This is a genomic window from Flexivirga sp. G2 (assembly GCF_055397625.1).
Genome location: NZ_AP039676.1, coordinates 110,275 through 123,275, shown reverse-complemented (window position 1 = coordinate 123,275; position 13,001 = coordinate 110,275). Strand labels below are relative to the sequence as shown.

The window sequence follows — 13,001 nt, the reverse complement described above, 5'->3', positions numbered from 1 at the left end:
GCGCATCGAGGGGCCACCGGAAGCCCGGTAAGTCGTGACCAAACGGACTCAGGGAATGGTCCGACCTGGCAGGTAACCTGGCCACAACCTGTCCCACAAGAGTGCGAAAGTGACCGCATCATGACCGTGTCCCGTCAGCTGCGCGGGTCAGTCCCGCAACTGATCGAGACCGCCCGGATACTGCGCGACACCGGTGCCGCGGCCGGTACCGCAGACGGGGAGCGGATCATGCGTATGGCGGGCACCCCTGCCCCGGTGTGGACAGACGCGATGGTGGCAACCGCAGCGACCACTCTTCGCCGGTGGGAGGCCGAGCTGCGCTCTCACGGAGTTGACCCGCAGACGCTGCCAGCGCCCCAGCAGGGGGCACTCAGCAAGAGCGGCAACCAGGAACCGAACCCTAGACGGCAGTGGGCAATTGACGCCGCAGCACTGTTCGATGCAACACCAGTTGAGCGCACCGGGACCACCGTCTCCAACACTGGCGGATGGGACCAAGCCACAGTCCCGCCGCGCCACGCGACTGTCCAGCAGACGGTGGCGGAGCAGTCGCCCTATGAGGCGCTGTTCGACAACGCTCCACCACCCCCCTCGGCGCAAGAGCCCACCTTTGAACCATTTGACTACGAACACAGCATCGTCGGCTTGCGCGGAATCCCAGTCACCCATCTGTCTTGCGTTTCGGAGAAGGCAGCAGAGGGCTTCACGCAGGCCGGGATCAGCTCGGTGTATGACCTTCTGAGCTACGTGCCGCTGCGATACATCGACCGGACCGCTCGAACACCGATCAAGCACTTCACCCCAGGAACGACAGCAACCACGATCGCGAAAGTCACCCACACCAGCGCAGACACAACACGGTCTGGAATGAGGTACGCGAAGATCACCGTCCGCGACGACAGCGACACCTTGGAGTGCACTTTTTTCCACGCCGCGTGGATGGCGAAACGCTTCAAGATCGGCGATGAGGTGGTGGTGCAGGGCAAGGTCAGCACCTGGACCGATCCGCGCAACCACGCCACCACGGTGCAGATGGTGAGCCCACTGATGGACCGCACAGGGGACGAGCACACACCCGTCGTGCCCGTGTACCCACAGTCAGGCACCACCAAGGACAGTGCACGAGCGAAACTCACCACCTGGCAGGTGCACCGGGCCGCGATGGAAGCAATCGACCGGATGGGGAACCTCACTGACACCATCCCTGACGAGATTCTGTCCACACGCGGCTTGGTAGGTCGCGACGCTTCCTACCGCAACGTGCACAAACCGTTGGAACCCGGCCGGGAGGCCGCAGCCCGTGACCGGCTCGCCTACGACGAGCTGCTGAGATTGCAGCTCGCGATCGGGATGCGCCGAGCACAACTGGCCGCCGACCCCGCTGTCGCACACACCCCTACGGGTGTGTTGACCGATGCACTCGTGGCCGCGTTCCCATACCCCCTCACCGGTGCCCAGGAACGGGCATTCGCCACGATCCGGGACGACTTGACCAAGCCCGCGGCGATGCACCGGATGCTGCAAGGAGACGTCGGGTTCGGCAAGACAGTGGTGTCGTCCCTGACCCTGTTGGCAGGCGTCGAAGGCGGCCACCAGGGCGCGCTGATGGCGCCAACCGAAATCCTTGCCACCCAGTTGTTCGCCGAACTGGTCGGGCTGACGAAAGACCTCGTTCACCCAGACGGACGCCCTCTGAGGGTGGCGACGTTGACGAACAAAGTCCGCACGAAAGCCCGCCGGGCAACCCTTGCAGGGTTGGCAGACGGCAGCATCGACCTCGTAGTCGGCACTCACGCGCTGCTGTCCGACGACGTCCAATTCCGTTCTCTCGGAGTCGTGGTCGTGGACGAGCAGCACCGGTTCGGAGTCGAGCAGCGGGCCCAGTTGCGCGCAAAGGGCCCCGGGGGAGCGACCCCGGACACGTTGGTGATGACCGCGACCCCGATCCCACGGACCGCGGCACTGACCGTGTTTGGTGACTTGGACGTGACCGTGCTGGACGAGCAACCACCCGGCCGCACCCCGGTGCACACCGCATGGGTCGATGAAGTACCTGACTTCGCCGATGCCTCGGACCCGATCTGGGCGTCGATGCGGTCCCAGGTAGCTGCCGGGCGCCAAGGGTTCGTCGTGTGCCCACTGGTCGAGGAGTCGGAGACGAAAGCAGCAGCAGCCGCCACCGATGTGGAGCAGGCACTAGCCAACGGCGCCCTCTGCGACGCCCGCGTCGGACTGGTCCACGGAAAGCAGAAGCCGGACGAGCGCGCCGACATCATGGAGCAGTTCCGTGCAGGGCAACTCGATGTCCTCGTCGCGACCACCGTCATCGAGGTCGGGGTATCCGTCCCGAACGCGACCATGATCGTCGTGCTCGAACCCAAATCGTTCGGGATCGCCCAACTACACCAGCTGCGCGGCCGGGTAGGAAGAGGCAAATACCCGTCACGGTGCGTCCTGGCCGGGCCAGCAACGGGTGATGACGGCACGGCCCGAATGGAAGCCTTGTGCTCCACCACAGACGGATTCAAGCTCGCCGAAGTTGACCTCCAACTCCGCGGCCCTGGCGCCCTATTGGGGTCCCGGCAATCAGGAATGAGTGACCTCCGCGTCGCGTCCTTGACGACCGACACCCGGCTGCTGTCCGCAGCTCGCGAAGACGCGGGGCAGCTCCTGTCGGATGACCCGAGACTGCTACGCCGACCGGGCCTACTCGCTGACGTCGTGGCAGCACTCGGTGACGATGGAGCAGACCGAATCACGGCGTCCTGACGGTCCGTTTCGAGGTGCAGGACTGTCATAGCTCGCACCTAATCTCATTGGTGTCGGAACACCAGCGGGAGACTTCCCGCACCAATGAGAGGAACACCCAAAATGGGAGCAACGAGCATGCACCGCGCGGCCGGATACAGCGACTACGAGTGGTTCACCCAGCCGGGGCAATACTCGCCTGACCTGTTCACCATCCACGCTCACGGCACTGTTCGCAGCGTGTTTTACGCCGCGGTGGAGTCGAAGAAGAGGCCCGGCGAGGTGTGGGCCCTCGTCATCAAACTGTGGCGTACCCCGAACTCCTACTACAACTTCACCGAGAAGGCGATGGACGAGACCGTGGGCCCGGTCTACACCGACGCGCCGAAGAAGGTTCTGGACCTGCTCACACCTACCGATTCAGAGTGGGCCAACGAGTGGCGCGCCGCCTGCCGCAAGAAGATCGCCCACCATGAGTGGGTCAAGCAGAACGTGCGCCCCGGAACCACCTTCAAGATCGCGGAACCCCTGTCGTTCAGCGACGGCCGAGACCGAGACACCTTCACCTATACGCGAGAAAACGGCCGCGAGGTGATCCGCAGCCAAGACGGATACCGGGTCGGCCTCTCTCGTTGGCGCGACCGCGTTACCGCCGTCGTCTGACGCCGCAAATAGCGGGCCCCACCATCTAGCACGGTGGGGCCCGCCCGTTTCACCGGCGGTGTCCCTGTCCGCCTCGACAGGCCCGCATAACGGGGATATGCACACGATGAAGTCGCCCTTACTGTGGGTTACGTCGGAATCCACCAAGATTGCAACTACAGGGAGAGAGCAGACATGATGATGAGCAGTGAGTCCGCCCACAGGGCACCCGCTCACATGGCGCCCGCCGAGCGAACAGCGGTGATCCGAGCACAACATCCCGGGTCGTTCCGCAAGACGCTCCGGTTTCTGCGCGACGATCCGGCCATCAGCGGAACGCTTCGGGTCATGTTCGTGGTGGCTGCGGTCGTGGTGGCTGCGGTCGTGGTGGCTGCGGTGCTTTCCCTTGACGATCCCTCATGGCAAGAGGTCGCTGGATTCGTCGCGGGTGGCATCGTGCTCTACGTGATGGGCACAGTCTGGGCCGCAGCGATCTGGGTGACGGCTTACCTGAGGGGCTAACAAGGTGGGGCGACAAGCCCCTGGACAAGCTGCGCACCCCTCGGATGCTCGGGGGTGCGCAGTCGGCGTGTGGGACCAAAAACCCCAGTTCCCGGAGCCTGTCAGGGCAGACATGATGAATGTGTCGGAACAGCCAGGTCTCACCCCAGGAGGAACACCATGACCGAGCAGGCCACCGCGGGGCACATCGTCACCATCGAGACGCGCACCACGGGCCAGCACGGCTACCCGCACCGCGCGACCTGCTTGACCTGCGGCTGGGTCTCGCGCGGATACGTCGCCCGGCACGCTGCGCAGGCCATGGCTGACGACCACCACGACCAGGTCGAGAAGGTGACCGCACCGTGAGCACGCGAATCCTGAGCGTGGTCGAGACCCACAAGATCACCGAAAGCGACGAGGTGGTCCACGACGGCTACTTCATCGTGAGCAACAACCACCCGCTGAAATGGGCTCGCCGCAAGGAGTGGGACAGCGTGAGCCCGGCACAGCTTGCGACGAACCCGGATCGCGTCTTGGCCGGACTGCTCGACGCACGCACCCTGGCTCGTAGGGGAAGCGTGACGCGTGGTCAGGAGGCGGCAGGTTCGCGCTGGGCGAATGGTCGGCAAGTGGACCGACGGGATTGCTTGGACGCAGATCATGCCGAGTGAGGCACAAAGGGTGGCGCAGCGTGCGCTTGCCAAGCTCAACGACCAGGTCAGCGCGTTCGTAGACAACATGCCGGATGAAGGCACCAGGGACGACGAGTGAGAACCGCACCGTCCGACGAGTCTGCACGCAAAGCGCGGCTGTCCGGGCTTAGGTGCGCTCACCTCGGTGACCGCTCACGCGTGGACGATGGGTCGGGTCCAACGGGTGTCACCGCTTCGAGCGCGTTGAGCACATCGGGGTCGTATTCGTAGCCGACACCAAGCGACAGTCGTTCAATCGCGACGTGGTGGTTACGCGCATCCCCATGACACACGTCGTCATATGCACTGCAAACCTTGACGATTCGGCTGTGCAACGGAACCGGCTCGTGCAGTTCTTGAACGCGACGGAACTGCGTTGCTTGCGCACGGAGAACCTCAGCGACGTCCTCGAATACCTCACCCGCTTGGATGATCCGAGCGCCCTCGGACGCGATCGCCTGCTGGTCACTGGGTGCAAGGTCGATAGTTGAACCATCGGGGACCGGGCGTCGCAGCATCACTTGTCCGATGTCATGAGTGAGAGCCGCTTCGTTGAGAGCGGGTAGTTCGTGACGTGGAAGGTCGAGCGCAGCTGCTACCCGCTGGGAGAGGGCAGCGACCCGGGCCGAGTGCCCGACGGGAATGTACCCGGCGAGTTCAGCAAGGCGGGCCAAGGCGACGATCGTTTGCGTTCGTGTTGCCACGGCGTCTACGCGGCGGCGGATGGCAACGAACATTGATATCAGCGGCACGGTCATCAGCGGGATCGCAAGAGCACCAAGGACTCCGCAACCAAGGGCGATCGCGACAGCAGTGACAACGACGGATGCACCAACTGTTGCAGTCTCGCCGCGGCCTCTAGGGAACCCGGGCATCAGCGATCCACCGAGGCTGGCTTGCAGCCCTCCGTAGACGGCGACGCCGATCGCTACCGCGGCGACCATCGCAATAGCTGTCCACCACGGTGTTTGCAACCATCTGACCGATGCCTCTGCGGCGCTATCACTGCTCCCAACCGGTATCGCCCAGTAAGCGACCGTCGTTGCGGTGAGGCCGATGACGGCAGGTGGGACAGCAGAGAACACCGTCCTGAGGCCGTGCGTGCGAGGACCGAATAACGCGGCGGCACTGAGGCCCGCAACAGCGGTGAGGAACGCGACTGCGTAATCGTGTGCGTGAGAGCCGCGAGGGGTGTCGGTGTTCAAGAGAGTCGCGTAAGCCAGCGCGAGAGTGATCGGGGTGGCACCAGTGTCGTGAGAATGGTCGGCCCGAAGGTAGGACCCGATGACCATTCCAGCGATAAAGACTGTCAGGACACCCAGGTGCGACCAGCCTGGGCGCGCGGAGCTGCTCAGAGTGGCACCGGCAACGACTGCGGTGATGAGGGCTGCGAGTAGTGAGTAAGTCAGTGACCGCGATCGACGGGAGAGGAGACGGCGGCGTTTGAGCTTCACCGCTTGTCCTCGATTGCGGTGTCGTCGGATTGCCCGGGATTGCTCTCCACACGGTCGTGTATGTCTCGGAGCGCTTCGACGCACTGCGGGTCGAACCATGACCCGTTCAATTCATCGACAGCGCCCAGGGCCTGCTCCGGGCTGTAACGGTCTCGGAACACCCAGTAGGCATGGGCGACCGTGACGACGCGGGTGACTAACGGGATGTCCTCACCCTGTAGCCCCTCCGGGCCGGACCCATCCCAGCATTCATCTTGTTTGGACAGGAAGGCGCTGGCGCCTTCCAAGAACTCCACGGAGTCGATCGCCGCGGTGGGGTCGAGCGTGGACTCTGGTGAAACACCTTGGTTCGAATAGGGGGTCACCGAGCGCAGGTCGGCCAGCTGTGCGGCGTGTTCCAAATCCTGCATGTGACCGACTGGAACGTGGACGGCCTCGGCGAGGCTGACAGCGGTCGCGGCGACCCGCTGCCCACGGTCGCCGTTGCCGGGCTGGTGGGCGTCAATCATCTCTCGCAAGGTTGACAACGTGCGTGCTTGGGACAATCGCAGGTGAGCCATCTGGGACATGTCCCACTGCGCCGCCAGGAGTGGAAGCGCGGCGATGACCAGAGAGGTGATGCCAAGGCCGACAGGACCCCACAGGACAACGATGATGAAAGCGAGGAAGCTGTATTCGCCGTAGACGACCGCGGTGGCCGGGATCATCCGCCACAGCGTGTAGGACACACGCTCCGACGATGTCAGGAGGATCATCCCGGACACAACGAGGTAGTTGGTCAGCATTGTGACGAAGTTCGCCAACACCAACGGGACGAGGACGAGGAACACCAAGTCGACGCCTCGGGTGTGCGCCCCAACGGGGAGTTGTCCGCCGAGCCAGAGGTAGCACAATGCGCCGACGCCGCCTGCAAGACCTGACATGGCTGGGTTGAATATGCGGGGGAGCACGGCACGGGCCCGGGTCCGGCCCATGATGATGGAAGGCACGACCCCCACCACGATCGTGGCGATCGGCCCAGACACGGCTATTGCGATAACCATGAGCAGCCCCGAGAGTGACATCGACGTCTCACGCGTTGTTCGGGACCGGTGGTACTCCGATAGGACGCCCAAGAGGACGAATACGAGGACCGCCCACGGATTGTGAACCGTGATGTTCTGCAAGATCAGCACGGTCACTATCGCTGCCAGCAACAGCGAGATACCCAAGGCGTAGGCCCAGGCTGCCCGGGAGAAACGGGAGGGCCTTTGATCGCCGCGAGGAGTCATTTGCCTGGCTCATCCAAACTCGAAAACGGCACGCGCGAAGCGTAGGTGCAACCACACGGTACGACGGGTGGCCCACCCCCCTGTTCCGAGGCGTTGTCGGATCGTCAGACGCTCTGGGCGGTGGACAGGCGTACATCGGTGGGGGAGTTAAGGATTCCCGACATACGGTCTGCACCGTTGCCGTACCAGTCCCAACTTTGCCGTAGGGCAGTGAACGTGGCCCACAGCAGTGGGTCATGTATGTCGTACTGGCGCACGACGTAACCGTCGGGGGCGACCCCGACAGCGAGTCCGATGTCGATGCGGTACGGGAACGGAACCCAGGAGTCTTCGGCCGGGGTAGGCCCAGGGACCCATAGTTCGTCGGCGTGCGCGCCTGCGGTCAACTGCATGCCGGTGACATCACGCAGGTCAGAGTCCTTGCGTTGCCCGTTGCGCTTAAACAGCGCCCGTTTGCCCTTGTAGTCCAGGATTCCCGTCACAGTGGTGTCGCCGACGTCGAGTTCGCAGATCAGGTCGGTGGTCCCGGCATACCCGACCTCATGGCCCCAGACGGTGGCCTCAGGGCTGAGCACTCGTGGTTTCCAGTCGGACCAGAACTGGTCGAAGGCGGGCAACAGTTTCCCGGCGCCGCCAGCCTCAGCGGTCGCCCGGGCAGCTGCGACATCGGCGGTGGTGGCCTCGCCGAGCTGGTGGCGTGCAACCTGCTCGGCGTAGTCGTGCATCAGGTCGCCCTCATGGCCGCGCTGGTTGCGGTCACGTTCGGCGGCTTCCATCAGCCAGTCGGACGCGACACGCTCTGTTGACCACCGTTCGCGACCTTGGGGCAGTTGCTGGATCGCGACGAGCCGGTCTGCGTGCTTCATCGCGGCCTTCGCAGCACACAGCGCATCCCACCAGTCCATGTTCTCGTTGAGGACACCCATCACGGTCGTGATTGATGGCACCTGCGGGGTGCCCCCACGGGTCCGCGCGTACATGCGCCCGTGCTCGGTTGCGGTCGCGAGTTGTGGAGACGTCATCGCGGAAACCTCATCCTCAGTCATTGGTTGCGTGTGTTCCGACATGCACACACTAACTGGTGTGTGCGACAGCCACGGCGCGCGTGAGCTGTCCGGCCCTGTACCCGGAATATTGCGGTGCGGTCTGTCAGAGAGCGCGGGTACCGTGAACAACGTCGGACCCACCACAACCAACGAAACCGGAGCAACACCAATGTCATACGTCGTTCATGTCATCGTGGAAGAGACCGCCACGCATCACATCCCCGTCACCGTCACACCCGAACTGGCGAAGAATGCTGTGCAGGCCGGGTATGCCAACGACCGATTCGGGGTTGCCGACTTCCTGCGCGACACGTGGGACGGCGACCACCCTGGCGTGGTCGACAAGATCGGAGACTCAACTGTGGTCGCTGTCACCGAACGCAGCATCGTTGGAACCGAAATCACCAACCAGCCCGCCAACGCCGCAGCAACGAATTGAGGCGCGCTCGATCGCAAGGCACCAGGAGCGGGCCGGGCACCACAACAGGCACCAGGAGGTATCCCATGGACACGCTTATCCTCGACCGGGCGGCCACCCAGCGGCAGTGGGCTGCCGCCAACATCCGCCCGGGTACTCAGGTCCGGTTCGCGCAGCCGATCCGGTTCCTTGACGGAGCCGGGCAGGACACGTTTACCGTCCACCTAGCCGACAGCGACCAGCTCACAGCAGCAGACGGCACAATCGTCACGGCTGCCGACTGGCGAGGCCGAGACTTCCTGATCGTCTGCCACGGCCTCTGAGTCCCGATGCGGGGCCGTCAAGCACCCGTGATGGCCCCGCGTCGCTGGACTCCCGAGCACCCGGACGGACACCTGTGTCCCTGGCGGAACACGACAACTGCGCCACCAACGCTGGCTGCTGCTGGCACAGCAGACGCCCCTCTGGTGCGGATCACCAGACCCTGGTTGCATAAGAGCTGTCGGAACAGGAACACCCAGTAGCGCAAACCAGGACGGAGAATCGGGACATGGACCTCGCAGTCGAAGGAGACGACACGGGCCAGAGAACCATGCTCGGTCGTGAGGCCAGGCACCGGTTCATCCCGACGTGGGTGTACGTCTACACCACCCCGAGGGGCGAGGAGCGATGAACCTGCATGAGGACGACGAGAGCATGGCTGTCTCTACCGCAGAGCTGACCATGGAGACGCTCGGGCACGTCGGGCGCACATGGCATGTGCCGAAACTGCGGTGGGAAGACCCCACACGAGTCGAAGTGCACCGCCCGGTCAACGAGTTCGTGCGGCACGTGCTGCGCGAAGCTCGCCCGGACGGCGAGAACGACTGGCGGCACATACACGTCATGCCGTGCGACTGGGACTTGCGTGAGTCCGGCTCGGGGCAGGCGATTACGGACGGGCTGAACAAGATCGGCCTCGCAGGAGAAGAAACCAACGACGTGACGTTGCTGCACGAGTGCGCGCACATCCTGCGCTACGCCACCGACTACCCGAATGGCGGCGGACACGGACCCGAGTTTCAGACAGTGGTGGCAGCGCTTTATCGACAGCACTTGTCGCCGGACGCAGCAGACGTGTTCGAGCTGTACCTGACAAGAGTGCGGAACCGGTTGGCAGGCAACGAAAACCAAGGTGTCTCATGAGATTTGGTCGCAGCACAGGACCAGCTGATGTCTTGTATGCCGAGTGTGAATCGAGTACCGCTGGACCGATCACTCCGAGCCACCTGGTCCGGCACGCACCCGGTGTTCCGTTGCTCCGAGGCGGCGGGCTCAACGTCCGGTCCTTGTGTGGGCGGGATATCGAAGGCTGGCACACCGGGGCTATCTACAACGTAGATGAAGCCAAGGCGTTCCGAGAGTCCCACGTGCCAGGAACGCCGGGAGCGTTGTGCAGTAACTGCGTTGACGCGCTCTCCGGCAGTTAGCCAGGTTTGCGGTTGAGGCGCAGGTCGGTGCGGGCAGCGTTGTACCCCGCGATCCACGCTGCCTGTTTGCGTAGGTCTGCGTCGGAGCCCTTGTGCGGGCACGCTGTTCGGGGTTGACCTTTCCACCCGGCGTCATACCCAGCACGTTGTTCGGCGATCAGCGTGGCGGTGTCGAGTTGGTCGGGGTCCGTGGGTAGCGCAGGTCTGCGGGGATTAGGCGACATGTCCGAAGTCCTCCAATTGTGCTGCGCGTGCTGCCTTTGAGTCTGATTCCCATCCGAGTCGGGCGTACCGGTATGACCTGTAGGTGAGGCGGCCGTTGTCTCGGAAGAATGACAGCAGCTCGTCTGAACCGTAGGCGATGGCGCGCCGGGATGGGCCGGAGAACAGGGTGTAGGGGTCGATGCCCAATGCGCGGCCACGGGCGTTGACCATGTTGCCGTTGGTCGCTTCTTCGGCTGCAAGGAACTTCGCGTGCAACGCGCACGCGTACTCCTCCTGCGTCTGCTGCTCTTTGGTGAGGCCACGCGCCGGTCTGCGGGCGGGGTTGTTCAGTGGGTCGGTGGGTGCGGTCACGCCCCATGCGTCGTTGTCGGCGGCAGCGGACCATGTCCGCTGCGCGGCAGCAGCGCGCCGGGCTTCGTCTTCGGCTCTGGCACGGTCGCGTGCTTGGTCGCGGTGTTCAAGCACGGCCAACACCGCGTCGATCGCTTCGGGGTCGGTGTCGAGTGAGTGCAACTGGTTGACCAGCTCCTCATCGGACAAATGCGCCGTCGACTCCGGAGTGAACTCAACAGCGCGGGTCGGAGGTTTCGGGCGCCGGGTTCGGACGGCGCCTTCGTGCTCCGCCAGCCGGTCGCACTGATCCTGGAATAGCCCCAGCGAGTGGGTGAGGGCTTCTTCGTTGCCGACAGCTTCTGCCGCGTCGGCCTGCCGGGCGTAGCGGGACATCAGCTGCCGTATGCGAGACCCCTTCACCTTGTAGGGATCGCTGTGGCACGGGCACCGTTTGCCACCCGAGCGCTCACTCCTGCTGCGACACATGCTGGGACCTCGACGTAGGGGACCGGAACTCGATGCTGGCCTACCCCAGGATGCACCATCGGCCGGTTCTGCGCGGCGGATGTGCGCAAATAGTGTCTGGAATATCGGAACGACCCACTCAGCGCACTGGTCGAGATGGGATGCATTGCTCGGAGGTGAGGGCGCACCCCACTTTTGACCGGCCAGGGGTGCGCCCTCGGTGCTGACCCGCCGAGGAATCGAAAGGTAAAACTCAGGAGGCCAACAACGGGCACTGTAGGAGACACAGGGCATCTGCGCACGCATTACGAGGCAGCTGTCCGCCATGTCTCACCTAGACTTCGACATCAGTCTCAAAGTCTCACCGAACTGGAGAGTAAGTCTCATTTTCGCTTCAAAGACAAGGCGCAGTGACCGATCTGAGCGGGTATGAAAACAGGGGTCCCGCATGTCTGATAACTCCACTACTGTGGGTCGTGTCGGAACACCTAGACCTGTGGAGGACCCACCATGAGCACCACCGCAACACTGGCACCGAGTTCACACCCGGTGCACACCTTCGCCGCAGCAGCCCCAACCTCACCGGCATCATCTGCCACGGCACCGGCCGCGGTGCCCTCGTTCATGCGCTGGGCGCGATACGCAAACGGGATCGTGGTCAGCGAGCCGGGGATGAGCGTCCGCGACGCAGTCGTCAAAAGCGGCCTGGACTACACGGTCACCCTGATCGACATGTTCGGCCGCGACAACCTCAACAACGACCGCGTCGTGGGGTTCGACGGCCACTTCGGGACAGTGCGCCGCGACAAAGACGGCAGCGTGACCCCACTGGCTGTCGTCAAGTCCCGATACTCCGTCGCAAACAACATCGACGCCTTCGACTTCGCCCAGTCGCTGGTCGATGACTGGGGCGCGAATGTCGTTGCTGCTGCTGCATTCGGGGACCCGTTGGGCGCGCAGGCGTACCTCGCGCTGCGCGCATCAGACGCGATCACAGTCGGCGGTGATGACGCACACGACGTGTACGTCCTCTTGATGAACAGCCACGACGGCTCATCAGGCATCACAGTCAGCGTGATTGCGGTCCGGCGAGACAACGGCACCGAAGTCGGGTTCGAGCTGCCGGGCGCCCCGCAACGATGGTCCATCCGCCACTCCGGCGACATCTACGCCAAGTACAGGGAGGCTGAGAAGACCGCCACCATGGTGAACAAGTGGACCACCAAGTATGAAGGCATGACCCGCCTCCTCCTCGGCGCACGCGTCACCGAGACTCAGATCGACAAGTTCGTGCAGCGGTTCTTGCCGACCCCTTCGGCGGCCGGTGACAAGTCCGCGAAGACCTGGGCCGAGCGCCGAATGGTCTTGCGCACGATGTGCAAGGACGCCCACGACGGCGACGGATTCGGCGCGGGCACGCACATGGCCGTGTTCAACGCGACCTGCTCCTACATTGATCATCGCTCGGCCACGAGAGGTGGCGAACCCGAGCTGATACGTGCTCGCCGGGCAATAGAGGGTCGCAACACCCTCACCAAGGCCAAGGCGTGGCGACTGTTGACCGAGTCTGCGGAGAGCTGACCATCAGCGACTCGCAGACCTCCTGGGCCCACCCGGTGCGGCCGGGGCGAATAGTTCCGACAAACTTCTCTCGCCCTTGGCCCCGGGTGGGCCGCTCCTCGTCCGATTCAGCCCCTTCGCGTGGGGACCGGAACCGAGCCCAGATCGCTGACC

Annotated in this window: 14 protein-coding genes; 9 read left to right on the top strand and 5 right to left on the bottom strand. The window is 64.0% G+C overall.

Annotation, left to right across the window (positions count from 1 at the left end):
* The first annotated feature begins 120 nt into the window (after nucleotides 1-120).
* The 5 genes from recG (at nucleotide 121) to ACZ50J_RS22370 (ending at nucleotide 4,565) form a co-directional block, all read left to right on the top strand.
* Complete coding sequence (gene recG, locus ACZ50J_RS22390) at nucleotides 121-2,769, top strand: ATP-dependent DNA helicase RecG (RefSeq protein ID WP_464301443.1); 2,649 nt, start codon at nucleotides 121-123, stop codon at nucleotides 2,767-2,769.
* Between the two features lie 117 nt (nucleotides 2,770-2,886).
* Complete coding sequence (locus tag ACZ50J_RS22385; protein ID WP_464301442.1) at nucleotides 2,887-3,411, top strand: DUF6927 domain-containing protein; 525 nt, start codon at nucleotides 2,887-2,889, stop codon at nucleotides 3,409-3,411.
* A gap of 174 nt (nucleotides 3,412-3,585) precedes the next feature.
* Nucleotides 3,586-3,912, top strand: a complete 327-nt coding sequence (locus ACZ50J_RS22380; RefSeq protein ID WP_464301441.1) for a hypothetical protein — start codon at nucleotides 3,586-3,588, stop codon at nucleotides 3,910-3,912.
* A gap of 159 nt (nucleotides 3,913-4,071) precedes the next feature.
* Nucleotides 4,072-4,260, top strand: a complete 189-nt coding sequence (locus ACZ50J_RS22375; RefSeq protein WP_464301440.1) for a hypothetical protein — start codon at nucleotides 4,072-4,074, stop codon at nucleotides 4,258-4,260.
* Nucleotides 4,257-4,565: a hypothetical protein gene (locus ACZ50J_RS22370; RefSeq protein ID WP_464301439.1), complete on the top strand. Its 309-nt coding sequence runs from the start codon at nucleotides 4,257-4,259 to the stop codon at nucleotides 4,563-4,565. The genes ACZ50J_RS22375 and ACZ50J_RS22370 overlap by 4 nt, the downstream gene beginning before the upstream one ends.
* A 158-nt stretch (nucleotides 4,566-4,723) precedes the next feature.
* Here the strand turns inward: ACZ50J_RS22370 and ACZ50J_RS22365 are convergent, their stop codons facing one another.
* The 3 genes from ACZ50J_RS22365 to ACZ50J_RS22355 all read right to left on the bottom strand — a co-directional run bounded on the left by ACZ50J_RS22365 (nucleotide 4,724) and on the right by ACZ50J_RS22355 (nucleotide 8,333).
* On the bottom strand, nucleotides 4,724-5,791 hold the full coding sequence (locus tag ACZ50J_RS22365; RefSeq protein WP_464301438.1) for an HD-GYP domain-containing protein: 1,068 nt from the start codon (nucleotides 5,789-5,791) through the stop codon (nucleotides 4,724-4,726).
* 245 nt (nucleotides 5,792-6,036) lie between these two features.
* A complete protein-coding gene (locus ACZ50J_RS22360; protein WP_464301437.1) occupies nucleotides 6,037-7,221 on the bottom strand; it encodes an HD-GYP domain-containing protein in 1,185 nt (394 codons plus the stop codon).
* Between the two features lie 194 nt (nucleotides 7,222-7,415).
* Nucleotides 7,416-8,333: a hypothetical protein gene (locus ACZ50J_RS22355; RefSeq protein ID WP_464301436.1), complete on the bottom strand. Its 918-nt coding sequence runs from the start codon at nucleotides 8,331-8,333 to the stop codon at nucleotides 7,416-7,418.
* A gap of 145 nt (nucleotides 8,334-8,478) precedes the next feature.
* Between ACZ50J_RS22355 and ACZ50J_RS22350 the strand changes: the two genes are divergently transcribed.
* The 3 genes from ACZ50J_RS22350 (at nucleotide 8,479) to ACZ50J_RS22340 (ending at nucleotide 9,960) form a co-directional block, all read left to right on the top strand.
* On the top strand, nucleotides 8,479-8,796 hold the full coding sequence (locus ACZ50J_RS22350; protein ID WP_464301435.1) for a hypothetical protein: 318 nt from the start codon (nucleotides 8,479-8,481) through the stop codon (nucleotides 8,794-8,796).
* 65 nt (nucleotides 8,797-8,861) lie between these two features.
* Entirely contained in the window at nucleotides 8,862-9,098 is a 237-nt protein-coding gene (locus ACZ50J_RS22345) for a DUF6927 domain-containing protein (protein WP_464301434.1), read from the top strand.
* 346 nt (nucleotides 9,099-9,444) lie between these two features.
* The gene (locus tag ACZ50J_RS22340; RefSeq protein WP_464301433.1) at nucleotides 9,445-9,960 is read left to right on the top strand and encodes a SprT-like domain-containing protein; all 516 of its coding nucleotides are present in this window, start codon (nucleotides 9,445-9,447) and stop codon (nucleotides 9,958-9,960) included.
* Between the two features lie 280 nt (nucleotides 9,961-10,240).
* Here the strand turns inward: ACZ50J_RS22340 and ACZ50J_RS22335 are convergent, their stop codons facing one another.
* Nucleotides 10,241-10,468 (bottom strand): ribosome modulation factor, encoded by a 228-nt coding sequence (locus ACZ50J_RS22335; protein WP_464301432.1) that lies wholly within the window; start codon nucleotides 10,466-10,468, stop codon nucleotides 10,241-10,243.
* The gene (locus ACZ50J_RS22330; RefSeq protein ID WP_464301431.1) at nucleotides 10,458-11,195 is read right to left on the bottom strand and encodes a hypothetical protein; all 738 of its coding nucleotides are present in this window, start codon (nucleotides 11,193-11,195) and stop codon (nucleotides 10,458-10,460) included. The genes ACZ50J_RS22335 and ACZ50J_RS22330 overlap by 11 nt, the downstream gene beginning before the upstream one ends.
* Nucleotides 11,196-11,777: 582 nt before the next feature.
* Here ACZ50J_RS22330 and ACZ50J_RS22325 point away from each other — a divergent pair.
* Complete coding sequence (locus ACZ50J_RS22325) at nucleotides 11,778-12,848, top strand: DUF932 domain-containing protein (protein WP_464301430.1); 1,071 nt, start codon at nucleotides 11,778-11,780, stop codon at nucleotides 12,846-12,848.
* Nucleotides 12,849-13,001: the final 153 nt, after the last annotated feature.